This window comes from Chloroflexota bacterium (genome assembly GCA_020850535.1).
Lineage (GTDB): Bacteria > Chloroflexota > UBA6077 > UBA6077 > JACCZL01 > JADZEM01.
Map to the genome: position 1 here is coordinate 16,934 of JADZEM010000032.1, position 25,870 is coordinate 42,803.

Sequence of the window (25,870 nt, forward strand, 5' to 3'; positions counted from 1 at the left end):
CGCCGGGTCAGGGCTTTGACGCTGGCGGCCACGGTCCGACCACCCGCGCCGGGTTTCCCACCACCAGCGTGTGCGGCGGCACATCCTTCGTGACCACGCTCCCCGCGCCCACCAGCGCCCCCGCGCCAATCGTCACGCCGCAGACAATCGTGGCATTCGCGCCGATGGCCGCCCCGTCCTCCACCACCGTTGGCGTGATCTCCCAGTCGTCCGGACCGAGCAGTTCGCCGTCAGCAGTCACCGCCGCCGGGCGCCTATCGTTCGTGAAGCAGACGTGCGGCCCGATGAAAACCCCGTCGCCGATGGTCACCCCAGACGGGATGAAGGCGAACGCCTCCACCTTCACCCGCCGCCCGAGCGTCACGCCGCGCTGGATCTCGACGAACGTGGCGATCTTGCTCTCGTCGCCCACGGTGCAGCCGTACAGGTTGACGAGATCCGGGTGGAAAATGACGACGTTCTGACCGAGCTTGACATCTGCGCTGATCGGCACGAAAGTCCTCCGCATTCTGCTGGGCGCGTCAGGCAGAGTGTCGCAGATTCGCCCGGCAGCATCCCGTCTTCGATGATGTCAAGCGAGGTCTCCGAAAGATGACCGTCCCGTTACGGCGGCGTCACGACCTGTCTCGCCGGTGCGCGCTCGTCTTGAAAACGCAGGCAACCATCGAAACAGAAGATACCTCGTCGACAGAAGCGACCATCCAGCTCGTGCAACTCTTCAGGTACTCTCGTCCCATGTGCTCGGTATCCCCGGTGACGCATCGGGTATTCCATGCAGAAGGGCGCTAGAATATGAAGATCCGTCGCAAGAAGATGGCACTTCTTCTGTCGCTGCCTCGTTAGCATGAGTGACGAGACCTCCGTCCGTGGTAACCGTTTCTCGACCACGGCAGCACTCTCCAGCGACAGCCGTCGCCTAGACTCCGAGAAGTGCGGGCTGTGTCTCTGTCCAAACCTGTTCGTCATGAGCGTAGGGGGAAAGCAACGTGGCGGCGTCGTTAGGACCCGTAACCCGATTGGCCCCAGCCACCTATGAGCGCGTCTACGGCGCGCCGGTCCAGCCAGAGCGGGTGGTTGGCATTGGCGTCGTGGGGTACGGCTACTGGGGTCCGAATCTGGTTCGCAACTTCACTCTGACGCCCGGTGCGCGCATGGTCGCCGTCAGCGACCTGTCGCACAACCGGCTGGTGGACGTGCAGGCGCACTATCCATCCATCAAGACGACGCCCTGCTACGAGGATATGCTCCTCGATCCGGAGATCGACGCCGTCGCCATCGCGACGCCTGTCTCCAGCCACTTCCGCCTCGCCATGCAGGCGATGGAGGCCGGCAAGCACGTCCTGGTGGAGAAGCCGCTCGCGCTCAACAGCGCCCAGGCGGCCCTGCTGGTCGAAGAGGCCGAGCGCCGTGGCCTGACCCTGATGGTGGACCACACGTTCGTCTACCATGGCGCGGTCCGCAAGATCCGCGACCTGGTCAAGAGCGGGCAGATCGGTCGCCTTCACTACTTCGACTCCACGCGCGTCAACCTCGGGCTCTTCCAGCGCGATGTGGATGTGCTCTGGGATCTCGCCGTCCACGACCTCTCGATCATGGACTACGTGATCGGAGAGACCCCGCACGCGGTGGCCGCCACCGGCGCGGCGCACGTCCCAGGCCAGCCGGTCAACATCGCCTACCTGACCTGCTTCTTCGCGGACAGCCTGATCGCCCACATCAACGTGAACTGGCTGGCCCCCGTCAAGGTCCGGCGCACGCTCATCGGCGGTGACCGCCAGATGATTGTCTACGACGACCTCGAGCCGAGCGAGAAGGTCAAGGTCTACGACCGTGGCATCACCCTCGGCGACGGCCCGGCCGGCCCGGACGGCCCCTACGAGATGTTCGTCGGGTATCGGACGGGCGACATGTGGGCGCCGAAGGTCAGCAGCACCGAAGCCCTCTCCCTGGAGGCCGCCCACTTCGTGGAGTGCATCCGCGAGCGGAAGGCGCCGCTCACGGACGGCAAGGCGGGCCTGCGGATCGTCCGCATCCTCGAAGCGGCGACACAGTCCCTGAAGCAGGGCGGCTGCCCCGTCGATCTGTAAGCCGCTCAGCCCCCAGCAGGACCGGCAATTCTGGTCGCGAACGTGAAATTGCACGTTCGCGACCTATTCATTTGGCTTGTCGCAGCCGATGATCTAAGGGACGGTGCGGTCTCTCCTGCTCGGGGCGTCGCTGGGCGTCCCTTCGGCCCGTTATACCGGTTGGGGCGTCGATTCCTCGACGCCGGAACTGTCGACCGGCCGACAGCGGGTGGCGGCCCGTCATGAGATGCTCGTTATGAACAGATCGCGCGGCGAAGGCTATGGACACCACATCCGCTCCCAACTCCACATCACCGCTCCAGCCGACTGACCGGGCCGCCCATCGGCCTTCTCACCGGGCGCGCTGGCGGATGCGCTGGCACTGGCAGGCGATGCTCGCCGTGCTGCTGGCCCTCGTCGTCGTGGATGGCCACATCGTCGCCGACACCTACGCCGCCTCGGGGATCGCCGCGCGCGCTGCCGACGTGGCGCGGCGTGTCGGGACGCCGTCGCCCTGGCCCCAGACCGGGCTGTCAGCGTCCCCCTCGCCGACCGGCGGCGAGCTGCTCAGGGTCGATGCCCGCCCGGACTTCCAGATCGCTTTCGTGCGGGTGGCGGACGGCCAACCCGGCATGGCGGTCAGCTACACCATCCAGATTCGCAATGAGGGCAACGACGGCGGCATGCTGACGGTCAGCACCGTTGTGCCGGTCTTGCTGACGAACGTGCGGGCCAGCGCGCCCGGCTTCGGCTGCACCCGCCGCTTCACGCCCAGCGGCGAACAGGCAGGCACCCTGGTGACCTGCACGCGGAACGACCTGGAGTCGGGCGCGACAGCCGAGCTGACCGTCGAGGCGAACGCCTCCGACATGGCCGGCAGCTACGCGCTGACGGCAACCGTGGACCCGCGCAACGAGGTCGCCGAGACGGACGAGGCCAACAACGCCGCGACCGCGACGCTCCGCGTCCACGCGTAGTGCTGTCCCAGGCCTCAGCTGCAGGGTCGCTCAGTTCCCGTCGTCATCCCGATTGCAGCGAGGAACGAGCGGAATGGAGGGATCTTCCTGGTAGGCGTGTACGAGAGAAGATCCCTCGACGGCGCTCGCAAGCTCGCTCCGCTCGGGATGACGGGGAACGTGTCGGCAGTGACCCAACCCCGTCATGCACGACTGCCAGGCCGCCAGATTGTCAGGGCGTTCAGCTTGGCGGCATCGCCTCTCCGCGCGGCATGATCCCTCCCGGATGTGAACGGGAGGATGGATCACGATGCCTGAGCCAAAGATCGTCTTTGCGCCGATCCTTGATCCTGAAGTGCGCGCCATCGCCGACGGCCTCTTGCCGCCCGGCTTCATCTTCGAGAACGTGGCCGCCTCCGATGTGCCAACGGCCATTCAGGACGCCGATTTCCTCTGCGGCTTCATCGGCAACATCTCCACCGATGCGCTGCTCAGGGCCGCCGGCAACCGCCTCAAGCTCGTCCAGTTGATGAGCGTCGGCTACGACAAGTTCAACCTGGATGGCGCGCGCGCCGCGAAGCTGCCGGTCTCGGTCAACGGCGGCGCGAACGCCATCGCCGTGGCCGAGCACGCCATCATGATGATCCTCGCCTCGCTCAAGCAGTTGACGGCCCTGGACGACGCCGTCCGCCGAGGCGGCTGGCGTGATCCCTCGTTTGGCTCGCTGCGGCTCTACGAGGTCTGGCACTCCACCGTCGGCATCGTCGGGATGGGGCGCATCGGGCAGGAAGTGGCGAAGCGGCTCCAGGGCTGGGACGCCGACCTGATCTACTACGATCCGTTCCGCCTCCCGGCCGAGCGCGAGCAGGCCCTCGGCGTGCGCTACGTGGAGCTGGACGAGCTGCTGCGGACCTCGGATGCCGTGACGGTCCACGTACCGCTCAACGCGAAGACTCGCCACCTGATCGACGCCGAGTCGCTCTCGATCATGAAGCCAACGGCCGTCCTGGTGAACACGGCGCGCGGCGAGCTGGTGGACGAAGAGGCCCTGGTTGAGGCGCTGGGGAAGGGCACGATCCTCGGGGCCGGCCTGGACGTGCTCAACGAGGAGCCGCCCCCCGCCGATCACCCCGTCTTCGCGCTGAAGAACGTCGCCCTGACGCCGCACATGGCCGGCCCGACGTGGCAGTCGTTCCCGCGCCGCTTCGCGAACTGCTTCGCCAACATCGAGCGCGTCTCAAAGGGTGAAAAGGCCCAGTGGGTGGTCCCGGAGCTGGCGGACCTGTTCGAGTAGCCAGAAGCCACGGGCCAGGAGTCGTGGGACATAGTGGGCGAGGCATCCCACCCTGTCATCCTGAGCGGAGCGAAGGACCTCACCCGCTGACGCGAATGTTGACGGTCCGCGAGCAATGCACAAGCTGACCGTCAGCGGGTGACGCGAGCGCCCCACCCTGTCGTCCTTCGCTCCGCTCAGGATGACAACGGCAAGTCGCATGCGTTCTCAAGCATGCCCTGATCACTGACCACTACCCGACGCGGTACTTCTCCACCGCCTTCGGGTTCAGCTCCAGGCCCAGGCCCGGCTTGTCCGGGTACGGCGTCCACATGCCGTTCTTCGGCTCGGGGAACTCCGTGTAGAAGATCTTGTCCGTCTCCTCGGAGACGCCCAGGTACTCGACTACGCGCAGGTTCGGGGTGGCGCAGGCCAGGTGCAGGTGCACCAGCTGCACGGCGTGCGGCGCGACCGGCAGGTTGAACGCGTGCGCCAGGTGCGCTACTTTCATCCACTCGGTGATGCCGCCCACCCGGCCCACGTCCGGCTGCACGATGTCCGCGCCGCCCTGCGCGATCAGCTCTTTGAACCCGTACTTCGTGTACTCGTGCTCGCCGGTGGCCACCGGGATGTCGATGGCCTTCGCGATGGCCGCCAGCCCCTGGATGTCGTCCGCGAGGACCGGCTCCTCGAACCAGCGGACGTTGTAGTCCTGGAAGCGGCGGCCCATCGCGATGGCCTGCTTCGCGTAGTAGCCGTTGTTGGCGTCCACGAAGATCTCGACGTCGTCGCCGACAGCCTTGCGGACCGCTGCCAGCCGCTTCAGATCCTGCGCCTCGTCCTTGCCGAAGTCGATGGCCACCTTCATCTTGACGCGTGGGATGCCCCGCTCGACGTACCCCGTCTGCTCCTTGACCAGCTCGGCCTCGCTGAAGCTCGTCCAGCCGCCCGAGCCGTAGATCGGCACCGTGTCCGTGTACGGGCCAAGCAGCCGGTAGAGCGGCACGCCGAACGCCTTCGCCTTCAAGTCCCAGAGGGCGATGTCGAGGCTGGAGATCGCGCAGAACGCCACGCCCTTCCGACCGTAGCCACGGACCTTCCAGAACATATCGTCCCAGAGCTTCTCGTGGCAGAGCGGATCCTGGCCCACCAGCACCGACTTGAGCTGGCGCTCGATGACGCCCTTCGACTCGCCAATCCCGACGCCGAACCCTTCAATCCCCTCGTCGGTCTTGATGTGCACGAAGAGTCCGCCGCGCCCCTTGCCGGCCGTCCGGATCGTCGAGTCCTTGATGCCCGGCAGGTCGGGGATCAGCAGCTGCGTCGTGGTGACATCGGTAATCCGCATGAAGCCTCCCACTGTGCGCGTCGTCGGGTGGTGCAGGGTAGGCCGGCCGTCGACTTCGCGGCGGCCACACCACCTGACGACGCCGTCAGGCTGCCGAGCGGGCGTCCTGGCCGGCCCGGCGCGGCAGTATAGACCGGACACGCCGGGCTGATGGTTCACCCGCACCCGTTCGCATCCCAACAGCCCGAGTGTTGCTGGCAGAACAGCGCGCCCGCTGCCCGGTCTGCTCGAATATAGAGGGGGCCGGTATCTGGCCGGAGGGGTGATGGCGTTCGGCTATCATGACCAGAGGGGCGCGCGTGAGGCGTTGGGTTACCAGCCGGATGGCGCCGTGCTCGCGGAGGCGGGCGGCGAGCCGGCACGCGCGGCGCTGCCTGTGGCAGGCTCTGCGCGGCCACACCCACGGTCCCCGGCCCTGGAGGATCGATCATCAGCTGGATGGCGCGGTGTCCCCAACGAGCGGAGATCGCATCATGAAGGTGGCGCTGCCGGGAGTGGGGCCGGCCGGCATCAGGCCCGGCCGCTGCATGGTTCGGGACGCCGTATGAGCGGGACGCCCCTGCCGGAGTCGTTCGGGCGGAACGGTGCGTACAAGGTCGTCGGGATCATCGGGCGCGGCGGCTTCGCGACCGTCTACAAGGCGTACCATGCCGCGCTGGATCGGCACGTCGCCATCAAGGTGTTGCGGCCAGAGATGGTCGAGCCGGAAGGCGCGCGGAATCGATTCCAGATCGAGGCGCGCGCCTCGGCCCGGCTGGCCGGCCACCCCAACATCGTCACCGTCTACGACTACGGCGAGGAGGACGGCTCGGCCTACCTTGTCCTCCAGTTCGTCGACGGCCTCACGCTCGACAAACGGCTCGCCAAACCGATCACCGCCCGGGAGATCGACAAGATCGTCAGCGGCGTGGCGTCGGCGCTCGACTTCGCGCACCGCAACAGCCTGATCCACCGCGACATCAAGCCGTCGAACGTGCTGCTGGAGCAGGACGGCACCGCCATCCTCTCCGACTTCGGCATCGCCAAACTGCTCGACGCCACCGCCTCGATGACCAACACGCTGCTCGGCACGCCCGACTACATGTCGCCCGAGCAGATCACCGGCTCGCCGCTCGACGCCCGCAGCGACGTCTACGCCCTCGGCGTGATGGTCTACCGGATCTTCGCCGGCAAGACGCCGTTCCAGGGCGCGCCGATGGCGATCCTCCATCAGCACGTCCATGCGCCCGTCCCGGAGCTGCCCCCCAACCCGCTGACGGGACGTCCCGCGCCGGCCGCCGTCGAGGCCGTCATCCGCCGCGCGCTGGCGAAGCACCCGGAGGACCGGCAGCACACGGCCGGGCAGCTTGCCGCCGAGCTGCGGCAGGCACTCCGCCCGCTGATCCTGGCCGAGCAGGCCCAGGACGCCCTGCGCGCCAGCGACATGAGCCGCGCCGAGGGGCTGGCCGCCGAGCTGGTCCGGGACCACCCCAGCTACCCGGAAGGCTCGCAGATCCAGCAGGAGATCGCGCGGCAGCGGGCGCGGCTGGCCCAGCGCTCGCGGGTGCAGGGGCTGATCGACGCCGAGCAGTGGCAGACGGCCGCCGAGGAGATCGACCGCTTCGGACTGCGCGGCGACCGGGACACCGGCGTCCAGGGGCTGATCCGGCAGGCGGACGCCGGGCTGGCCGCCGAGCGCGCTCGTCAGGAGGCCGCGCGCCGGACCGAGCAGGAGCGCCAGCGCCGGGAAGCCGAGGCCCGCGAAGCCCAGCGCCGCGAGCAAGAGGCGCAGCGCCGCGAGCAGGAGGCCCGGCAGGCCGCCTGGCGCGAGCAGCAGGCGCGCGAAGCGGCCCAGCGCGAGGCCGAGGCGCGGGAGGCTGCCCGCCGCGAGCAGGAGGCCCGCGAGCAAGCTCGGCGCGAGTTTGAGGCCCGCGAACAGGCCCGCCGTGACGCCGAAGCCCGCGAGCAAGCCCGTCGAGAGGCCGAGGCCCAGGAACAGGCCCGCCGCGACGCCGAGGCGCGCGAGCAGGCCCGGCGGGAGTTCGAGGCCCGCGAACTGGCCCGACGACAGCAGGAGGCCCGCGAGGCCGAGGAGCGCCGACAGCAGCAAGAGCAGGCCGAGCGCGCCCGCCGCGAGCAACAGGCCCAGGCTGAGCGCGAGCGCCGCGAACGCGAGCAGCAGGATGCCCGTGAGCGCGCCGAGCGCGAGCGGGCCCGCCTCGCGCATCTGGAGGAGCTGGAGCGGCAGGTCGATCGGGAATCTGGCCTCTCCTCCGAGGAGATCGAGGCGCGGGCCGGCGAGCGCACCCGCCAGCGGCAGGCGAAGCTCGGGCCGGCCGCCGCGGCCGCCGCGGCCCCGGGATCGGCCGGCGCGGGGGGGCGCTCGCCGGTCCTGCCCGTGCTCGTCGGGCTGGTGGCCGTCGCCCTGCTGGTCGCTGGCGGCATCTTCTTCGTGCCGGGGGTGCTGCCGGCCCTGATGGGCCGCTCCGCGACGGCGACCCCGTCGGCGTCCCAGCCGACGGCCACGCCGGCCGCCGCGAAGCCGACGGCCGGGCCGACCACGGCCCCCGCCGCGAAGCCCACTGAGCCGGCGGCGAAGCCGACCGACCCAGCCGCGAAGCCGACGCAGCCGGCGGCGAAGCCGACCGAACCAGCCGCGAAGCCGACCGAACCAGCCGCGAAGCCGACGACCCCGCCGACCGTCGCGGAGCAGAAGCCCGTCGCGCCGACGACCGCCCCGGCCAAGCCGGAGCCACCGACCCCGGTCCCGCCGACGCCCACCGTGGCCCTGCCCGGGCGGATCACCGCCCAGGATGGCGCCGAGATGGCGCTGATCGCGGCCGGCGGCTTCCAGATGGGCCAGGATGGCGATGCATCCACGGGACCGCGCTTCACGCTGGCCTTGCCGGCCTTCTACATCGACGTGACCGAGGTCACCAACGCCCGCTTCCAGCAGTACGTGCAGGAGACCGGCAGCAAGCCCGAGGGCGACTGGCGGCGGTTCTTCGACGCCGCCAACTTCGACGCAAAGTTCTACGATGTCGAGCGGAACGACCATCCCGTCGTCAACGTCACCTGGAAGGACGCCGACAGCTACTGCCGCTGGGCTGGCAAACGTCTCCCGTTCGAGGCCGAGTGGGAGAAGGCGGCGCGCGGCGTGGACGGCCGGCTCTGGCCCTGGGGCAACGAGCCGCACCCCGAGTTCGCTAACATCGAGAACCAGACCGAGGGTGAGCCGGATACCCGGCGCGTCGGCAGTTTTCCACGCGGCGCCAGCCCGTATGGCATCCTCGATATGACCGGGAACGCCCGTGAGTGGACAGACAGCTCACTCCAGCCGTACCCCCTGACCCAACCCACCGGCAGCGCGGCCGGGGCCGGCTCCCGCGTCACGCGGGGCGGCTCCTGGCTGAGCCTGCCGAATTCGATCGAACTGACCCGTCGACTGGCCGAGCCGGTGACCATCGCAGCCAAGGATCTCGGATTCCGCTGTGCGGTCTCGGCAGACCAGGCCAGAGGGAGGTGACGTCACCGAGCATAGCCCGCCCCGTCTACCCCGACCCCAGGAAGCACACTGCGCCCATCGCATTGGGCACCAGGATCGCAGCGGCGGTGGACGGCGACGTCCAGCCCGTCGGCGGACACTGATAAGAGAGGGAGACCGTGGCAAAGCGACTTCTGCTTTCGCTCGCAGCCCTGGCGTTCGGCTTCATGCTGGTGGCTCCAGCGCCGGCCTTCGCACGCATGCACTTCACCACGACGAACGAGCGTCTGAGCGCCCTGGCGCAGCGGGCGCAGTCCAGCGTGAGCCTGACCAACCCGGCCGAGATCGCCACCCAGCTGAACGAGATCACCACCCAGGCCCAGGCCGCCAAGGCCGCCGCCGACGAGGCTGCCCAGCGGCCCGCCAGCGGTGCTGAGGACAAGTCTGTCCTGGCGAAGGTCGGCACGGACATGGATACCGTCGTGGCGACGGCCAACCGTGCCAAGACCCTCACCGGCACCGATCAGCAGAATGCGCTGAAGGACATCCAGACCAAGTCCCAGGAGTCCCTCAAGGCGGTTCAGGATCGGATCGCGGCGCAGCTGGCGGCCCCGCCGGCCCAGGCGAGCCCGTCCGTCCTGCCGGCGTCGGGCTACGCCGATGCCTCCGGCCCGGCTCCGAGCCTGCTGCTGCTCGGCTTCGGCTTCCTCGTCGTCGGCGTGAGCGTCCTCGGCGTCGCGCGGCTGCGCCGGACGGCGTAGGCTGGCCGACGAGCACACCATGCGACGCGCACGGATCTCCCGGCCCACGCAGTCCCCGCCGCGCTGGCGGGGGCCGCTGGCCGGGCGGTCCGGCCTGCGGGCCATCCGCCTGACGGTCCTGACGGTGCTCGCCGCGCTGCTCTGCGGTGTGTCCGGCAGTCCGTCTGCCTACGGACAGGAGCCGGCCGCCATCATCGAGCCGTGGACCTACGGCCCGATCGGCACCATCGCCGCGCCCCACGGGGCCGGCGTGCTCCTGACCAACGTCGCCACCGGTGGAGAGCAAGAGCTGGCTGTTCTGCCGCCAGTCGGCGTCTCCGGCCACGCCGTGTGGTCGCCGGACCGCGCCAGTCTGGCGATCAGCCGCTTCGGACGGCTGCCCGGCGAGCGCGTCGGCGGCTCAGACATCCTGGTGCTGCCGGCCCAGGGCGGCGAAGCCTTGCCGATCGCCCAGCATGACAAGGACGGCGCGTTGCTCGGCGGGCCAGCGTGGCTCCCAGACGGGACCGGCCTCTACTACGATCACCTGCCGCCGTCCGGTGGCGCGACGAACACCCAGGTGATGTTCGCGCCCATCGACGCCAGCCAGGCGACCCGGACGATTGCCGTTGGCGGCTGGCCGACCGTCTCACCCGATGGCCGCTTCCTGGCCTACGTGCGGCCGTCGCCCACCTCTGGCTTCCTGAACGAGCTGGTGGTGATCGACGCCACGGGCGTCATGTCCCGCACGATGATCCCTGCCGATCACCTCGTCCAGATCTCGTCGCCGCGCTTCTCGCCCTCCGGGACGGAGATCGCGTTCATCGGCAGCACCTCGGTCGGCGAAGCCATGTCGCCGCCCGGCCCGGCCGATCTCACCGCCCTGTTCGGCAAGATCGGCCCCCGGCCATCCGAGTCTGTGCGCGGCCCGCTGGCCCACGGCCCGCCCGGCGACGTCTGGGTGATGAACCTCTTCGGCAGCGATGCCACCCGCCTGACCTCCTTCGACGAGGACGAGCCGACGCTGGCCTGGTCCCCTGACGGCTTCTGGCTGGCGATGATGGGCGGCGGCGGCCTGTACGTGCTCCCGCGCGACCTCTCGCAAGCGCCGCGTCGGGTTGGGAAAGGCGGCTTCGGGGGCATCGACTGGCGGTAGGCCGCCGTGGTGGGCTGACGGCTGTGGCCCCACAGTCTCCTGCACGGGCCGGCTCAGATGTCGAGCAGCGACCGGGCGTGCTCGCCGACCATCCGCGTGACCTCGCCCGCGCTGATGCCGTTCTCCAGCATCCCGGCGATGTACATCTCCAGCCCTTCGGCTGGCAGCGGGCTTGTCGGCTGGCCGAAGTCCGTGGCCATGATCGTGCTGCCGATGCCGACCTCGCGGATGCGGGCGGCGAGTTCTGGGACTGTCAGCGTGGCGTACTGCGGCTGGGTGACGTTGAAAGTCCGCTCGAAGTAGATGCCCCGCTCGGAGAGCTTCTTCTGCAGCTCGACGGGCATCGAGATCGCTGGCAGATCCGGGTGGGTCGAGACGATCCTCTTCAGCCCCATCTCGATGGCCCGCGCCGAGAGCCGGTCGACCTCGTCGGGCGTCAGGTGGCCCGTGGCCAGCACCATGCCACGGTCGCGGATGATCTCCAGCACCAGCTCGGTGTCGGTGGTCGGCGAGCCATCGTCGTCGAAGACGCGGACGCCCGCATGCCGGCCCGGCAGGTGCATGGCGGCCGGGTGGGCGCGCACGCCGGGGGCCGACTCGTGCGCCAACTGGTTCTCCGAGTGGGCCGTCGGCATCCAGACGACCTTCGCGCCGCCGCGCCCGGCCGCCTCGACGGCCCAGGGGTTGATGCCGCCCTGCGGCTGGTTCAGCACGATGGAGCCGATCACCGCGATGCCGGGCGCCTGCATCGAGACCAGCCTCGCGCGGAGGGCCGTCGTGAAGAAGTGGTTCTTGAGCACCAGCCCGGCCATGCCGCGCTCACGGGCCTGCCGAACCAGCTCGTAGTCGTCCAGCTTGCGCTCGACGAGGTCCGGCGAGCTGTGTACGTGTGTGTCCACCGCGCCTACAAGCAGCGCGCGCGCCTCTGCCCTGTCAGCCATCCGAGTCCCTCCCAGGTGCAGGGGATGGTCGCACGCGCCGGGCGCGCTGTCCAGGGAGCGTGCAGTCAGCGGCCAGAATCAGGGCGATTGCATGTTGAGCGCGTCGTTGCAGCGTGGTCGGGGCTTTCAAGCCCCGACCGCTCGCTCGACGGCGTTTCGGGAACACCAGTGAACATGCAATCGTTCTACGGTCAGGGTGCGGGCAGCCGGTACAATGCCGCGTGCCGATCTCCCCATCTGCCGCAGCCTCCCTCCCGGCTGTCGTGGTCTACACCAGCAGCCACGGGTTCGGGCACGCCGTCCGCTGCGCCGGTCTGTGCCGGGCGCTGCTGGCGCTCCGCCCCGATGTCCAGGTGGTGGTGCGGACGATGGCCCCGGCCTGGATCTTTCCGCCGGGCGTCGTGGTGGAGTCGTGCGCCATCGACGTCGGCGTACTGCAGCGCGACAGCCTGACCATCGACGCGCAGGCCACACTGGAGCGGTACGCTGACTGGGTTGCCCACGAGCCAGCCGCCATCGAGGCCGAGGCCGCCCACCTTCGACGGATCGGGGCGCGCGCGGTGGTGGCCGATGTGCCATCGGCGGCGTTCGCCATCGCGGCGCGGGCCGGCGTGCCGGGCATCGCACTGGCCAACTTCTCCTGGGACTGGATCTACGAGCCGTTCGTGGAGGACGCGCCCGGGCATGCCCACCTGATCGAGCACATTCGGGCCCAGGAGGCGCTGGCGACCGTGCTGCTGCGCCTGCCGTACCACGCCGGCCTGGACGCCTTCCCGACGGTTGAGGATGTGCCGCTGCTGGCCCGTCAGGCCATGGCCGGCCGCCAGGAGACGCGCCGACGCCACGGCCTGCCGCTCGACGCGCCGCTGGTGCTCTTCAGCTTCGGCGGGCACGCCAGCACCGACCTGGACCTGGACGCGCTGGCCGCGCTGCACGAGTACGCCTTCGTCGCGACGTGCGCCACGCTGTCATCTGACAGACTGGCCGAGCGGCGCGGTCAGAATCTCTTCCTGCTGCCGCCGCTGGACGATCGCTACGTCGATCTGCTGGCCGCGTGCGACGTGGTCGTCACGAAGCCGGGCTACGGGATCGTGGCGGACCTGATCGCCAACCGGGTGCCGGCCCTGTACGCCTCGCGGAGCGGCTTCCGCGAAGAGCCGGTGCTGGTGCGCGCGCTGGAGACCGAGGCGCGCGCCGTGCCGCTCGAGCGCGCGGCGCTGGACGCTCTCGCGCTGCGGCCGGCCCTGGATCGGCTGGCCGTCCTCGACCGTCCCTGGACGGACCGCCCCCTCAATGGAGCGGAGGTTGCCGCGCGGCGGGTGCTGGCGCTGGCCGGCCTCCAACCCTGACCTGAAGTCGGCGAGTCGGTGACCGGCTGGCCGATGGCGTGGTACGGGGGCCTGTCCCGCGCCGGTCCGGTGTGGAGGGTGGCGGGAGATAAGCCCCCGCGCCGCAGGGCGATGTCTTGAATCGGTCTTACGCGGCGTCCGTTTTCGTGGTCGACGTGTCTTCGCCGTCGAGGAGGGCCGTCACCGCGTCGCTGGTCAGCGGGTGTGCGAAGAAGAACCCCTGACCCTGATGGCAGCCCAGCGCTCGGAGCCGGTGCAACTGCTCGGGCGTCTCGATGCCCTCGCCGGTGACGGCCAGGTTCAGGCCCCGCGCAAGGTCGATCACGCTCCGCACGATCATCACGCTCTGGTCGTCGTTGCCGAGGCCGCTGATGAACGAGCGGTCGATCTTGAGCGTATCGACGGGGAACCGCAGCAGGTAGTTCAGCGACGAGTAGCCGGTCCCGAAGTCGTCGATGGCCAGCCGGACGCCAAGCTCCTTCAACTGCCAGAGGATGCGGACGGCCTCATCACCTTCCTGGGTGACGACGCTCTCGGTGATCTCCAGCTTCAGGCAGCCAGGGTCCAGGTCCGCCTCGTGCAGCGCCCGCACGATGTCATCGGCAAGGCCCGGGTGCCGGAACTGCCGCACCGACAGGTTGACGCTGACGATCAGCGGCGGGTCCATCGGCGCGGCGCGCTGCCACGCCTTCGCCTGCCGGCACGCTTCTTCGATGACCCACTGGCCGATGGGCACGATCAGGCCGGTGGCCTCGGCAAGCGGGATGAACTGCATCGGCGAGACGACGCCACGCTCCGGGTGGACCCAGCGCAGCAACGCCTCGACCTCGCGGATGCCGCCGCCTTCGAGCCCGAGGATCGGCTGATACATGACCCGCAGCTCGTTCCGCTTGATGGCGTGGCGCAGGTCCGCTTCGAGCTGCAGCCGGTCGAGGGCCGTCGCGCTCATGCTCTGATCGAAGACCTCGTAGCGGCCCTTGCCGCCAGACTTCGCGCCGTACATGGCGAGGTCGGCGTCGCGGAGGAGCGTCTCGGTGGTGTCCACGCCGGGCCGGCTCAGGACGATGCCGATGCTGACGCCCGGCACGAACTCGCGGCCGTCGAGCGGGATCGGCTCGCGCATCGTCTCCTGGATGCGCTCGGCCACAACGATGGCGTCTGCCTCGTTGCCCACGTCGTTCAGGAGGACGGTGAACTCGTCACCTCCAAGCCGCGCCGCCGTCTCCTGGCTGCGCAGGCAGGCCTTGAGCCGCCCGGCGATGGTGACCAGCAACGCATCGCCGGCCTTGTGCCCCAGCGAGTCGTTGACCACCTTGAAGTTGTCCAGGTCGAGGAACATGACGGTCAGGCGTTGCTGATTCCTGGCTGCGCCCTGGAGCGCGTGCTCCAGCCGATCCAGGAAGAGCGCCCTGTTCGGCAGGCCAGTCAGGCTGTCGTAGAAGGCGAGGTGCTCCAGCTCGCGCTCGGCGCGCCGCCGTTCGCCGATCTCGCGGGTCAGCAGCTCGTTGGCCTCGGACAGGTCGGCTGTGCGCTCCTGGATCCGCTGCTCCAACTGGTTCCGGGAGACGGTCGTCTCGCGCAGCCGCCGTACCATCTCGTTGAACGACTCGGCCAGCACTTCCAGCTCGCGGTCGGCGTGCAGCCCGAGCTGAATGTTGACGTGCTCCAGGTCGCCGCTGGTGATGCGGCGGGCGGCGACGGTGACCGCCGAGAGCGCACTGCTAATGCGCCGGGCCAGCACCACGCCGACGGTCGCGGAGATCGCCAGCGCCAGCGCCGCCCAGAGGAGCGCGTGGCGCAGGAAGTCGTTGGCCGCCGCCTGGAACGTCGCCACGGGCAGGGCTGCAACGTAGCTCCAGGAGGTCGTACTGAGCGGCACGGCGACGGCCCGCAGCTCGGAGGACCCGTTGCTCCAGGTGAGCGTCGTCGGATGCTGAATGCCGACGGCTGGGACCAGATCGGCCTCGCCGAGCGGGCCGGGCGCTGGATTGTTGCCCCAGCGCTTGTCGCTGGCGAGCGCGGCGCTGACGGTTGGTTGGAGGGGTACGATGGGCCGCAACAGCCAGGAGGGGTCGCTGCTGCTGCTGATGACCAGCCCGCTCTCGTCCAGCAGGATGCCCGTTGCGCCGGCTCCGACCCGTGCCTGCGCCGATTGGACGATACCCTGCACCCAATCGAGCTTCGAGCGGGAGCGCAGGATGCCGACGACGATGCCGCGCTCGTTGGTCACCGGGAACGAGTGGAAGATGGACGGGGCGTTGGTGATGGTCGAGATGCTGACGCCGGAGATGAACGGCCGCCCGAACATCGCCTCGGCGAAGTAGTCGCGCTGACTGACGTTCTGGCCGATATCGGTCGGGCTGCTGCTGGCGATGAAGGTGCCGTTGGCGTCGGCCAGGGCGATCGAGTCAACGTCCGGGGCGATGCTGGCGTGCCCACGCAGGATGTCGAAGATCGGCTCAAGCCGGGCCGGTCGCTGCTCGGGGGCCGTCAGGACGAAGTCCCCGATGACATGCATGCTGGCCAGGGCGCGCAACTGGTTCATGCGCTGAGCATGCCAGGCGTCGATGCCGCTGGCGACGCCTCGCGCATCGGCGGTGAGCGCCGCTTGCGCCTGCTCGTCCAGCCCACGGATGGCGCGGTAGGTGCCGAGCCAGGTGAGGGCAACGGCCAGCGTCGCGCAGAGCATGATGTTCAGCAGGCCGATGCGCGCGGCCAGCGACATGGTGGCCCGCCGAGGGCTCCCTCGCTCTGAGATTTCCGGTCCAGTCGCCGTCCCGTTCGTCGTGCCAGCCGTCATGCGATCCTCATCGAGCTGTCTGTGCGTAGACAGCCGCTCGGTGGAATGTGGCGTCAGATGCTCGGCGCATTCCCCTCATCGGCGCGTCGGAGCGCCAAGGCTGAGCCAGCAAGACGACCATGGAGGTGCTGCTACGCAATATATCGGCGGAAGTGGGGCACTGAGATAGTGTTGGCGTCATGGTGATGCGGCGCGCACGCGATCCGGGACCGCTCGGCCATCTCGTGCGTTGTCTCATCTGAGGGCCAGTCCGTATCATTACGGGGACGGAGCCAGGGGCAGGCGTCATGACGATGCAGGCCCGCCCGCCAACCTTCGGAGAGCAGCCACGCACCAGCACCAGCACGGTCACGACCCGCACGCTGGCCCGCACGGACCCCACGATGCGACGGCGGCGAACCAGCGGCGGCTGCTGGTGGTTCTCGGTCTCACTACGGCGTACCTGCTGGCGGAAGTCGTCGGCGGCCTCCTCTCCGGCTCGCTGGCCCTGCTGGCCGACGCCGGCCACATGCTCACGGATGTGTTTGGCCTGACGATGTCGCTGGCGGCGTTGCGTATCGCTGCGCGGCCTGCGACGCCCTCCAAGACCTACGGCTTCCATCGTGCCGAGGTGCTGGCCGCCGTCGCCAACGCGATCCTGCTGTTCGGCATCGCCGTCAGCGTGCTCTACGAGGCCTGGCACCGCTTTGCCGAGCCGGAGGCCGTCGCCAGCGTGCCGATGCTGGTGGTGGCTGTGGGCGGCCTGATCGTCAACGCCGTCGGCTTCAAGGTCTTGCATGGGGCGGCGCACAGCAGCCTGAACATGCGTGGCGCGATGCTGGAAGTCGTCGCGGACATGGTCGGGTCAGTCGGCGCGATCCTCGCCGCCGTCACCATCATGCTCACGGGCTGGACCCAGGCCGACCCGCTGGTCTCGGTGCTGGTGGCACTGTTCATCCTGCCACGGGCCTGGGCGCTGCTCCGGAGCGGCCTCGACGTGCTGCTGGAGGCGACGCCCGCGCACCTGGATCTCAAGAAGGTGGTCGGGGCGATGGCCCTGGTGCCGGGCGTGGCGGCGGTGCACGACGTGCACGCCTGGACGATTGCCAGCGGGTACGTCGCCATGAGCGCCCACGTCCAGGCGACGGGCCGCCCCTCCGCCGACGTGCTGCACGACCTGCAGCGGCTGCTGCGCGACGACCTGCACGTCGGGCATATCACCCTGCAAGTTGAGAGCGCCGACCACATCGATGACGGCGCGTGCTGCGTGGTCGATCCGCGCTGCCTCCCCACCGGCTTAGGGTCGTAGATCGCAAGTCATAGGTTCTGGGTTTCAGGTTTCGGGTCTCGGCTGATGTGTCCCCCGAAACCTGAAACCCAGAACCGCTCCGTGCTACCGTCTCCCTGAACGTACTCATGGGAGAGTCAGATGCCAACGAAGGATGGACGCGTCGGCTTTGGCGTCATCGGGCTGAACTTCGGCCTGGGACGCTGCCGCGCGATTCAGCAGGTGCCCGAGGCCGAACTGGTCGCCGTGGCCTCGCGGACCGAGCAGACGGCCCAGCGCGTCGGCGCAGAGCTGGGGGTCGACGCGTACAGCGACTACCATCGCCTGCTGGCCCGCGACGATGTGGATGTCGTCTGCGTGTTCACCCCGAACGCCTTCCACCGCGACATCGCCATTGACGCCGCCAGGGCCGGCAAGCACCTCGTGGTGACGAAGCCGCTCGAGATCACCCTGGACCGGGTGGATGCCATCATCGAGGCGGCCGAGGCGCACGGCGTCAAGCTGGCGACGGAGTACATGGAGCGGTTCAAGCCCGGGCACTACCTGGGGTATCAGGCCATCGCCGACGGCTCGCTGGGCCGGCTGGTGACCGGCGAGTTCACCTACAAATGCTTCCGTCCGCAGAGCTACTACACCGGCACCCGTGGCACCTGGGCCGTGGACGGCGGCGGCGTGATGCTGCTCCAGGCGATCCACTCGCTGGACGTGATGCTCTGGTACCTGGGCGAGGTCGAGAGCGTGGTGGCGCGCACGGCCACCCTGACCCATGCGATGGAGACCGAGGATACGGCGCTGGCGCTGGTCACCTTCACCAGCGGCGCGATGGCGACGCTCGTCGGCACCACGACGTTCCACAACGACCGCCCGGCCGGCCAGTACGGCGGCGGCTCGATGACGCGCATCGAGATCGGCGGGGACAAGGGCAGCCTGATCCTGACCGATGGGCAGGTGGCGATGTGGAAGTCGCTGGAGGCCGACCAGCCGCCAGAGGCCGTGTCGCCGGTCCTGAACACGTTCCAGGACATGGCGCGCTGGGTCCGCGACGACGCCTACACCTCGCCGACGCTGGTGAAGGCGGCAGACTCGCGCAGGGCCATCGAGCTGATCCTGGCGATCTACGAGTCGGCGCGGAGCGGGCAGGTGATCCGGCTCAAGTAGCACGGGGGCCGCCACCCCGGATGGCCCTCACCCCCCAGCCCCCTCTCCCTGTGCGCGGGCGAGGGGGAGACACACGAGACTGGCGTTGCTCCCCCTCTCCCGCGCACAGGGAGAGGGGGCAGGGGGGTGAGGGCCTTCCGCGTCGTGGAGCGGAGCGTATGCGCGGGGAATTAGCCTCCTGTCTCATCGGCGCAACGTTCTAGCAAGTGACAGGCTCCCGGTGGGATACTCCAGCCATGCAGACGCTCCCCATGACCAATGGTGGTCAGGTTCTACCGAACGGTGAGGTTCGGGCGGAGGATGCTGGCCCGCGTCCGGTCCGCATCCTCGCCATCTGCGACGAGGTCGACAAGCGGCTGTACGGCCAGGGCATCGAGGCCAGGCGCGGCCACTACGACCTGCTCCTGACCTGCGGTGACCTGCCGGCCTACTACATCGACTACATCGCCAGCATCCTCGGGGTGCCGACCTACGGGATCCACGGCAACCATGACGGCTCGTTGGCGCGCAACCAGGATGAGAACGGGCACGGTGCAGACTGGGGCTTCCACGAGCTGCATGGGCGGACCGTCAAGGAGCAGGGGCTGCTGATCGGCGGTTTCGACGGCTCGCTACGCTACAACCAGGGCTCGTACCAGTACAGCGAGTTCGGGATGCGGACGGCGATCTGGGGCATGATCCCGCAGCTGTTGACCAACAAGCTGCTGTATGGCCGCTACCTCGACATCTTGCTGACCCACGCCCCGCCCCGCCACATCCACGATCAGGAAGACCGTCCGCATCGTGGCTTCGAGGTGTTCCGCTGGTTCTTGCGTACGTTCCGCCCGCGCTACCACCTGCACGGGCACATCCACATCTACAACAACCGCACCACGACGCGCACCGTCTACCACGAGACCGAGGTGCTCAACGTCTTTCCGTATCGGGATCTGCTGGTGACGCCGCCGGGCCGCCGTCAGTCGGCGTCGCTGGGGCCGCCGTAGGCGCTGGGGCCGCTGTCGGCGTGGAGGTCGGCGCCGGCGTCGCGGTCGGCGCAGGTGCGGCCTGGCTGCTCCGGCGCCGACCCGGCCGCCCGGCCTGATCCCGCGCGACGTGCTCCGATTCGAGCGTCGCCACGAACCCTTCGAGGGCGGCCTCCCATGAGACGGCCGGCGCGCCGTGCTCCAGCATCTCGCTGCGCCACGCTCCGATGCGCGCGACGAAGTCGGCCGAGCGGTCCCCTGGGAAGTACCGGGTGAACCGTTCCTCGCGGATGCGCTGCCAGAGCGGCCGGAAGACCGAGCCGTACCAGCGCTGCGCAGCGTCGGGGTAGTCGCGGATGCCCTGCTCGGCCTGGAACTCCGCGATCATCTCGCCGAGCCGCTTGTAGCTGTCCGGGTGGATGGCCCCCACGTCCCTGAGGCCCGTCGAGCCTTCGAAGGCGCGCCGCTCGGCAAAGGTCCGTGCGGCCTCCGGATCGGCCAGCGGCACGAACTCGGTGACCTCGGCCTCCATCTCGACCACGTCGATCTCGCGGGCGGCGGCGACGCGGTGATGGCCGTCCAGCACGTAGTAGCCGAACCCGAGCTTGTACAGGTCCAGCGGCGGCAGCGTTCGCCCCTCCTCCATCGCCTTGCGGATGCCGGCCAGCCGCTCTTCGTCGCTCTTGCGGCGCTTGAGCGGGCGGAAGTCGGGGCCGAGCTCGCGCACCCGGCCGACCGTGCCGATGATCCGCCCGACCTCGATGGTCCGCAGCCCGAGCGTGCGGCGTCGGAGCGGGCCAGCCCGGGCGGCGTCGTCGTCAAAGCTGCGGAGAGGGGCGGCGGCTGCCGAATCCAGCTTCGGGCGGACCAGCAGCACGGGGCAGTGGGCCGCCCGCACGACCTCGTCGGCCACGCTGCCGATGACGACGCTCCGGAGGACCGGCCGCACGTTCGCGCCGAGGATGATCAGGTCGACTTGCTGCTCCCAGGCCTCGTCCACGATGGCGGCGGCGGTGGAGCCGGTGCGGATCATGCCGGCCGCGCGGACGCCGGCGGCGGCCATCCCGGCCACCAGGATGTCGAGGTAGGCGCGGGCGGTGGCCTCGGCCGGGCTGATCACCTCGGCAGTCACGGCCCTGGCCGGCAGAATGTGCAACAGGAGCACGTCGGCGTTGAACGCGCGCGCATACTCCTGAGCCACCGGCAGCTTGGCCTCGCCGAGTGGCGTGAGATCGACCGGGATCAGGATCCGTTTGACCATCACGTCACCCTTTCAGGCGGGCCGGCTCAGCCGGCCGCCGCCCGTGCGCTCTAAGGCTACCAGCGCGCGGCAGTGAGCGTCACCGGGTTCAGGGGTGAACGCCCTGCGTACGAGGCTCACGAGGCTACGGTATGCTCGGGGCGTGCCCCGGTGCGGCGAGGTCGTCCAGGTTCAGCCCCAGGCGGGCGACGACCTCGCGGACCGGCTCGAAGTCGGCATCAGCGGCTGGCGCAAACCCGTCGATATTGTCCAGCGCGCGAAGCGCTCGAGCGCCCTCGGCGCTCGCGGCGATTCGCAGCAGCCCCTCCTGCAGGGTTTGCGCCAGCGCTGCCGGCAGCTCCTTGCGAGCGACGAGTGCGCCGTTTGGGACGGGGGTGGTGCGGGCCAGCACGCGGACACGGGTCAGCACGTCTGGGAGCGACGCCTGAACCGCCAGGCGAGCGTCGTCGCCGGCGCCGGGGCGGCGCTCGCCAAACGTTGCGCCGCTCTCCACCTCTCGGCGGTAGACTGCCATGACGACACGTTCCGGCGTGCCGAGGAACGGCGTCTCGGAGAAGGCGCTTGCGGGATCCAGTCCCGCGGACAGCAGCAGGGCGCGCGGCAGCAGGTTGCCCGTCACGGAGGCTGGCTCGACGAAGGCGATGCGCTTGCGCCGCAGCCCCTCGAGCGTGGTGATGCCGCTGTCGGCGTGCACGACGATCTGCCCGGCGATGGTCCGGCTGCCAGCGCGCACGCTGGTCAGGAGCGGCTGTGCGCCGACGCGTTCGCGCGCCAGCACGTAGGCGAACGGTCCGAGCCAGCCGACGTCCACGTTGTGCGTGCCCAGCCCTTCGATGACGGCGGCGTGCGAGGTGGGCGCTGTGAGCTTGATGCGGAGGCCCGTCGCGGCCTCCAACTGCCGCACGAGCGGCTCGCCCGTCGTCACGATACGTTGCGGCTCGATGGTGGCGGCGAGGGCTAGCTTGAGCGGGTTGCGCTCGGCGCCGAGCGGGGCGGTCCGCGGCTGCACCATGGTGCAGCCGGCCAGGACGAAGAGCGTGCAGACCAGGACGGCGCAACGCAGCGGGCTGGGGGGTGAGGTTGCGTCAGGCGTGCGCCACGGAAACCGCATCGACTCGGCGCTACGCCGAGACGTCGCCGTCCAGCACCCAGGCCAGGGCGTCGCGCAGCTCGGCGGTGCGGAACGGCTTCGACACATAGGCAGTCGGGCCGTGGCCGTTGCCCGGCTCGCGGAGGCCGCGCTGCGCGGACGCGCTCAGGAAGACGACGGGAATGTGCGCCAGGTCGGCTCGCTCACGGACGGCGGAGGCCAGCTCGGTGCCACTCATCCGGGGCATGGTCACGTCCGTCAGGATCGCATCGGGCCGCTCGCGCTCGATCAGCGCCAGCCCCTCGACGCCATCGTGCGCTACCAGCAACTCGTAGCCGGTGTCTCGCAGAGAGACCTGTAACAGCTTGAGGATGACCGGGTCATCCTCGCAGACGACAATGCGTGCCATGCTCAGTCTTCTCCCCGGCGAGGTGTCAGCTGCCTGCCGCCTCTGATGTTTCGTCGAGCGGCAATCGAACGTGAAACGTCGAGCCGTGCCCTGGAGTGCTCTCTGCCCACACGTTGCCGCGATGCAGCTCGACGATCTGCCGCACAATCGGGAGGCCGAGTCCCGTCCCACGAATTGTGCGATGCTGCTCGGCCAGCGGCAACCGACGGTACCGCTCGAAGATGTGCTCCAGCGCCTCCGGCGGGATGCCGAGTCCCTGATCCTGAATCCGCAGGCGCGCATGCGCGCCTTCGATCCAGCCGGCGATCGCGATCTCCCCGCCGTCCGGCGAGTACTTGATGGCGTTGTCCAGCAGGTTGATCAGCACCTGGGTCAGCCGGTCGGCGTCGCCGGGGACAGCAGCCAGGGCCGAATCGAGATTCAGGGTGATGACGTGGCGCTGGGACTGCCGCCCGATGGTCGCGGCCACCTGTTCGAGCGTGGCGCAGAGATCGACCTGGGAGATCTGGAGGTTCATCCGCCCGGCCTCCAGCTGATCGAGGTCGAGGAGCACGGCGATCATCCGTTGCAGGCGCTCGGCCTCGCGGTAGATGTCGCCGGCGTACTCCTGCATCTCCTGTTTGGACAGGTTCCCGGCGTGTATCAGCTCGCTGAAGCCCTGGATGCTGGTCAGCGGGCTGCGGAAGTCGTGGGAGACGATCGACACGAAGTCGCTCTTGGCGCGGCTCAGCTCCTCAAGCTGGGTGTTGGCGTCGCGCTGTGCAGCCAGGGCGGCGGCCATCTCCTCCTCAGATTCCTTGCGGAAGGTGATGTCGGTGGCGATCGTGCAGACCGCGTACGGTTGTCCGTCGCCGCCGGTCAGTGGGAACTTGACGGTGAGGTAGGTGCGCCGCTCGCCGTGCTCGACGATGGTCGTCTCGTACTCCACGGGGCGCCCGGTGGTCAGGACGTCGAGGTCGTGCGCGCGCGTCTCGCTGGCCCGGTTGGGCGGGAACAGGTCCGCGTCTGTCCGCCCGAGCGGGCCACGCTCGTCTACCGTGCCGTCGTCGGCCAGAAAGCGCTGCCGCCAGCGCCGATTGGTGAGCAGGTAGCGGCCGTGGCCGTCTTTCAGGGAGATCGTGGCCGGGGAATGGTCGATGATCTGCTGGAGCTGCTCCTGGCTGCGGCGCACTGAGGAGAAGAGCGACGCGTTCCGGATGGCTGCCGCGGCCTGGCCTAGGAAGCCTTCCACCACCTCGCTGTCGGCGACGTCCAGGCGGAACGGCTTCGGCCCGGCCATCGACAACACCGCCACCAGGGACGTGCCGTGCAGCACCGGCAACGTCAGCGACGAGGTCATGCCGGTGAGTCGCCAGAGATCGAGATTCTGACTGCGGCCGTCCGCCAGAACGTCGTCGATGTTGAGCGGCTCGCGTCGCTGGGCCACGAACCCTGCCGCGCCCTCGCCGTAGCGGATCTGGCGCTGATCCAGCAGGGCGGCAAGTCGCTGGTCGGAGACGCCTGCGAGTCGCACGACCTGGTGGGCCTCGTCCGCGAGCCAGAAGACGGCGAGCGCGGCCCCGGTGAGCTGGACCGCCGCCTCGGCGATGCGCGGCAGGATGTAGTCCAGGTCGAGCGAGTCTGACACCAGGCGGACCATGGCGTTGAGCGCCCGGATCCGTGCGAGGCGCGTCTCCAGCTCGGAGTACAGCTCGGCGTTCTCCCAGGCCACGGCGACGATGGAGGCGAACAGCTCCAGCAACTGCGCGTCCTGCTGATCGAACGTGCGGTGCTCGTCGTAGGAGCCGACGGACAGGATGCCCCGGCGGTGGGCGCCGGAGGCGATGGGCACCGCCACCGCGCTGCGCAGCCCGGCCGCCCGTGAGACGGTCGTCCCAACGTTCGAGGCCTGGTAGTCGTTGAGGATCATCGGCGTCTGGGCGACGAACGTTTGCCCGGTGACGCCTTCGCCAGGGCGCAGATCCTGCCGAACCAGCGGCTCGGCCTGTCCATGCGCGATGACGCAGCGCAGCCGCTCGGCGTCCGGCAGCCAGCGGTGGACCGATCCAGCGTCGGCACCGACCAGCTCGACGGCGCTCTTGAGGGCTTCCCTGAGCACGTCGTCGGTCTGGCGCTGCTGTGCGACCAGCGTCGAGACGCGGTGCAGCGCCAGCAGCCGGTCGCGCTCGCGGTCGGGCACGCGCCAGCCCGACACGCGCGCGCTGCCGTCGATGACTGGCTCACGCTCAGGCCCGGGCCTCATCGCGGCGCCGCCCCATCAGCCGGTGGAATGCTGGACCGCCGCCTGCTCATAGACACGACTCGGATGTCACTGCTGCGACGCGGATGACGGTGACTGCAACCCGTACGTCTCCCCTAACTCTCGCATGCGCGATCAGTATGCGTCAACCGAGATGGTGCGGCACATCGCAGGCGTATCCTCCTCGCCATTGGTTCGGAGTTGTTATCTCGTCTGCCTGAGGGCGGGCCGATCCGCTACGATTTTCCTGGTGTTCCGACGATGTCCGGAGATTTCCCCGCTGAGGTCCGCCATGTCCCCCATCTCCACCTTCCCGACCTTTCGTCCCCGCCGGCTGCGCCGCACCGATGCGCTCCGGACGATGGTCCGCGAGACGACGCTCGCGCCGAGCGATTTCATCCTCCCGTTCTTCGTGACCCACGGGCGAGGCGTGCGCGACGAGGTCAGCTCGATGCCGGGGGTGCATCAGCTCTCGGTGGACGAGCTGGTCAAGGACGTGCGGGCGCTGCCGGGCCTGGGCATCCCCTCAGTGCTGCTGTTCGGCCTGCCCTCGGAGAAGGATCCGGTCGGGAAGGAGGCGTACGCGCGGGATGGCATCGTGCAGCAGGCGATGCGCGCCATCAAGGACGCCTGCCCGGAGATCATCGTCGTCGGAGATGTCTGTCTCTGCGAGTACACGGACCACGGCCACTGCGGCGTCGTCGAGAACGGCGAGGTGCTGAACGATCCGACGCTCGAGCTGCTGGCGCAGATGGCGGCCGTGCAGGCCGAGGCCGGCGCGGACATCGTCGCGCCGTCCGACATGATGGATGGGCGCGTCGGGGCGATCCGCGCGGCCCTGGATGCGCGCGGTCGGACGGATGTGCCGATCATGGCCTACTCGGCCAAGTTCGCGTCTGGCTTCTACGGTCCGTTCCGGGAGGCCGCTGACTCCGCGCCGCAGTTTGGCGACCGCCGTGCCTACCAGATGGACCCGGCCAACGGCCGCGAGGCGATGCGGGAGATCGCGCAGGACGTGGCCGAGGGGGCTGACATGATCATGGTCAAGCCGGCCCTGGCGTACCTCGACCTGATCCGCCGGGCGCGGGATCTGGTGGAGTTGCCGGTCGTCGCCTACAACGTGAGCGGCGAGTACTCGATGGTGAAGGCTGCCGCGCGGAACGGGTGGATCGACGAGCGGCGGGTGACGATGGAGATCCTGACGGGGATCAAGCGGGCGGGCGCTGACCTGATCATCAGCTACCACGCCCGGGAGGCAGCAGCCTGGCTCAGCGAGTAGGTCGTGGATCGTGGATCGTGGATCGTGGATCGTGGATCGTGGATCGTGGATCGTGGATCGTGGATCGTGGATCGTGGATCGTGGATCGTGGATCGTGGATCGTGGATCGTGGA

Annotated in this window: 20 protein-coding genes; 12 read left to right on the plus strand and 8 right to left on the minus strand. The window is 69.3% G+C overall.

The window, feature by feature from the left end; genetic code table 11:
* Window positions 1-7 precede the first annotated feature (7 nt).
* Window positions 8-508, minus strand: a complete 501-nt coding sequence (locus IT306_05805) for an N-acetyltransferase (GenBank protein MCC7367914.1) — start codon at window positions 506-508, stop codon at window positions 8-10.
* A 562-nt stretch (window positions 509-1,070) separates the two neighbouring features.
* Between IT306_05805 and IT306_05810 the strand changes: the two genes are divergently transcribed.
* From IT306_05810 to IT306_05820, 3 genes are all read left to right on the plus strand, one after another.
* A complete protein-coding gene (locus IT306_05810) occupies window positions 1,071-2,087 on the plus strand; it encodes a Gfo/Idh/MocA family oxidoreductase (protein MCC7367915.1) in 1,017 nt (338 codons plus the stop codon).
* Window positions 2,088-2,347: 260 nt separating this feature from the next.
* Complete coding sequence (locus tag IT306_05815) at window positions 2,348-3,043, plus strand: hypothetical protein (protein ID MCC7367916.1); 696 nt, start codon at window positions 2,348-2,350, stop codon at window positions 3,041-3,043.
* 412 nt (window positions 3,044-3,455) lie between these two features.
* The gene (locus IT306_05820) at window positions 3,456-4,316 is read left to right on the plus strand and encodes a 2-hydroxyacid dehydrogenase (protein MCC7367917.1); all 861 of its coding nucleotides are present in this window, start codon (window positions 3,456-3,458) and stop codon (window positions 4,314-4,316) included.
* A gap of 232 nt (window positions 4,317-4,548) precedes the next feature.
* On the opposite strand, the gene IT306_05825 is transcribed toward IT306_05820, so the two are convergent.
* Window positions 4,549-5,643, minus strand: a complete 1,095-nt coding sequence (locus tag IT306_05825; GenBank protein MCC7367918.1) for a mandelate racemase/muconate lactonizing enzyme family protein — start codon at window positions 5,641-5,643, stop codon at window positions 4,549-4,551.
* Window positions 5,644-6,187: 544 nt separating this feature from the next.
* Here IT306_05825 and IT306_05830 point away from each other — a divergent pair.
* The 3 genes from IT306_05830 to IT306_05840 all read left to right on the plus strand — a co-directional run bounded on the left by IT306_05830 (window position 6,188) and on the right by IT306_05840 (window position 11,002).
* Window positions 6,188-9,148 carry an SUMF1/EgtB/PvdO family nonheme iron enzyme gene (locus IT306_05830; protein ID MCC7367919.1) on the plus strand — a complete coding sequence of 987 codons (2,961 nt, stop codon included), beginning with the start codon at window positions 6,188-6,190 and terminating at the stop codon, window positions 9,146-9,148.
* 137 nt (window positions 9,149-9,285) lie between these two features.
* On the plus strand, window positions 9,286-9,867 hold the full coding sequence (locus IT306_05835; GenBank protein ID MCC7367920.1) for a hypothetical protein: 582 nt from the start codon (window positions 9,286-9,288) through the stop codon (window positions 9,865-9,867).
* Window positions 9,868-9,886: 19 nt separating this feature from the next.
* Window positions 9,887-11,002, plus strand: a complete 1,116-nt coding sequence (locus IT306_05840) for a PD40 domain-containing protein (GenBank protein MCC7367921.1) — start codon at window positions 9,887-9,889, stop codon at window positions 11,000-11,002.
* Window positions 11,003-11,055: 53 nt separating this feature from the next.
* Here the strand turns inward: IT306_05840 and IT306_05845 are convergent, their stop codons facing one another.
* Entirely contained in the window at window positions 11,056-11,943 is an 888-nt protein-coding gene (locus IT306_05845; protein ID MCC7367922.1) for a hypothetical protein, read from the minus strand.
* Window positions 11,944-12,164: 221 nt separating this feature from the next.
* On the opposite strand from IT306_05845, the gene IT306_05850 reads away from it, so the two are divergent.
* On the plus strand, window positions 12,165-13,292 hold the full coding sequence (locus tag IT306_05850; protein ID MCC7367923.1) for a hypothetical protein: 1,128 nt from the start codon (window positions 12,165-12,167) through the stop codon (window positions 13,290-13,292).
* Between the two features lie 127 nt (window positions 13,293-13,419).
* Here IT306_05850 and IT306_05855 read toward each other — a convergent pair whose 3' ends face one another.
* A complete protein-coding gene (locus tag IT306_05855) occupies window positions 13,420-16,017 on the minus strand; it encodes an EAL domain-containing protein (GenBank protein ID MCC7367924.1) in 2,598 nt (865 codons plus the stop codon).
* 484 nt (window positions 16,018-16,501) lie between these two features.
* Between IT306_05855 and IT306_05860 the strand changes: the two genes are divergently transcribed.
* The 3 genes from IT306_05860 to IT306_05870 all read left to right on the plus strand — a co-directional run bounded on the left by IT306_05860 (window position 16,502) and on the right by IT306_05870 (window position 19,500).
* Window positions 16,502-17,380: a cation transporter gene (locus IT306_05860; protein ID MCC7367925.1), complete on the plus strand. Its 879-nt coding sequence runs from the start codon at window positions 16,502-16,504 to the stop codon at window positions 17,378-17,380.
* Between the two features lie 120 nt (window positions 17,381-17,500).
* The gene (locus tag IT306_05865; GenBank protein MCC7367926.1) at window positions 17,501-18,517 is read left to right on the plus strand and encodes a Gfo/Idh/MocA family oxidoreductase; all 1,017 of its coding nucleotides are present in this window, start codon (window positions 17,501-17,503) and stop codon (window positions 18,515-18,517) included.
* A 236-nt stretch (window positions 18,518-18,753) separates the two neighbouring features.
* Entirely contained in the window at window positions 18,754-19,500 is a 747-nt protein-coding gene (locus IT306_05870; GenBank protein MCC7367927.1) for a metallophosphoesterase, read from the plus strand.
* Here IT306_05870 and IT306_05875 read toward each other — a convergent pair.
* The 4 genes from IT306_05875 to IT306_05890 form a co-directional block, all read right to left on the minus strand.
* Window positions 19,424-20,740: a universal stress protein gene (locus tag IT306_05875; GenBank protein MCC7367928.1), complete on the minus strand. Its 1,317-nt coding sequence runs from the start codon at window positions 20,738-20,740 to the stop codon at window positions 19,424-19,426. The two genes, IT306_05870 and IT306_05875, sit on opposite strands and share 77 nt — an antisense overlap.
* 124 nt (window positions 20,741-20,864) lie before the next feature.
* On the minus strand, window positions 20,865-21,851 hold the full coding sequence (locus IT306_05880; protein MCC7367929.1) for a phosphate/phosphite/phosphonate ABC transporter substrate-binding protein: 987 nt from the start codon (window positions 21,849-21,851) through the stop codon (window positions 20,865-20,867).
* Window positions 21,852-21,861: 10 nt separating this feature from the next.
* On the minus strand, window positions 21,862-22,239 hold the full coding sequence (locus tag IT306_05885) for a response regulator (protein ID MCC7367930.1): 378 nt from the start codon (window positions 22,237-22,239) through the stop codon (window positions 21,862-21,864).
* Between the two features lie 25 nt (window positions 22,240-22,264).
* Entirely contained in the window at window positions 22,265-24,481 is a 2,217-nt protein-coding gene (locus IT306_05890) for a DUF484 family protein (protein MCC7367931.1), read from the minus strand.
* Between the two features lie 289 nt (window positions 24,482-24,770).
* Here IT306_05890 and hemB point away from each other — a divergent pair, with 289 nt between their 5' ends.
* Together hemB and IT306_05900 are read left to right on the plus strand one after the other, a co-directional pair.
* Window positions 24,771-25,757, plus strand: coding sequence for a porphobilinogen synthase (gene hemB, locus IT306_05895; GenBank protein ID MCC7367932.1), 987 nt, complete (start codon window positions 24,771-24,773; stop codon window positions 25,755-25,757).
* A gap of 3 nt (window positions 25,758-25,760) precedes the next feature.
* Window positions 25,761-25,870: phosphotransferase (locus IT306_05900; protein MCC7367933.1), on the plus strand; the 110-nt coding region annotated here is incomplete at its 3' end.

Excerpts from the sequence above, each read along its gene's own strand:
- IT306_05825 (MCC7367918.1), bottom strand. The coding sequence starts at position 5,643 with ATGCGGATTACCGATGTCACCACGACGCAGCTGCTGATCCCCGACCTG.
- IT306_05885 (MCC7367930.1), bottom strand. The coding sequence starts at position 22,239 with ATGGCACGCATTGTCGTCTGCGAGGATGACCCGGTCATCCTCAAGCTG.
- IT306_05865 (MCC7367926.1), top strand. The coding sequence starts at position 17,501 with ATGCCAACGAAGGATGGACGCGTCGGCTTTGGCGTCATCGGGCTGAAC.
- IT306_05805 (MCC7367914.1), bottom strand. The coding sequence starts at position 508 with ATGCGGAGGACTTTCGTGCCGATCAGCGCAGATGTCAAGCTCGGTCAG.
- IT306_05890 (MCC7367931.1), bottom strand. The coding sequence starts at position 24,481 with ATGAGGCCCGGGCCTGAGCGTGAGCCAGTCATCGACGGCAGCGCGCGC.
- IT306_05855 (MCC7367924.1), bottom strand. The coding sequence starts at position 16,017 with ATGTCGCTGGCCGCGCGCATCGGCCTGCTGAACATCATGCTCTGCGCG.
- IT306_05875 (MCC7367928.1), bottom strand. The coding sequence starts at position 20,740 with ATGGTCAAACGGATCCTGATCCCGGTCGATCTCACGCCACTCGGCGAG.
- hemB (MCC7367932.1), top strand. The coding sequence starts at position 24,771 with ATGTCCCCCATCTCCACCTTCCCGACCTTTCGTCCCCGCCGGCTGCGC.
- IT306_05830 (MCC7367919.1), top strand. The coding sequence starts at position 6,188 with ATGAGCGGGACGCCCCTGCCGGAGTCGTTCGGGCGGAACGGTGCGTAC.
- IT306_05880 (MCC7367929.1), bottom strand. The coding sequence starts at position 21,851 with ATGCGGTTTCCGTGGCGCACGCCTGACGCAACCTCACCCCCCAGCCCG.
- IT306_05815 (MCC7367916.1), top strand. The coding sequence starts at position 2,348 with ATGGACACCACATCCGCTCCCAACTCCACATCACCGCTCCAGCCGACT.
- IT306_05840 (MCC7367921.1), top strand. The coding sequence starts at position 9,887 with ATGCGACGCGCACGGATCTCCCGGCCCACGCAGTCCCCGCCGCGCTGG.
- IT306_05870 (MCC7367927.1), top strand. The coding sequence starts at position 18,754 with ATGCAGACGCTCCCCATGACCAATGGTGGTCAGGTTCTACCGAACGGT.
- IT306_05845 (MCC7367922.1), bottom strand. The coding sequence starts at position 11,943 with ATGGCTGACAGGGCAGAGGCGCGCGCGCTGCTTGTAGGCGCGGTGGAC.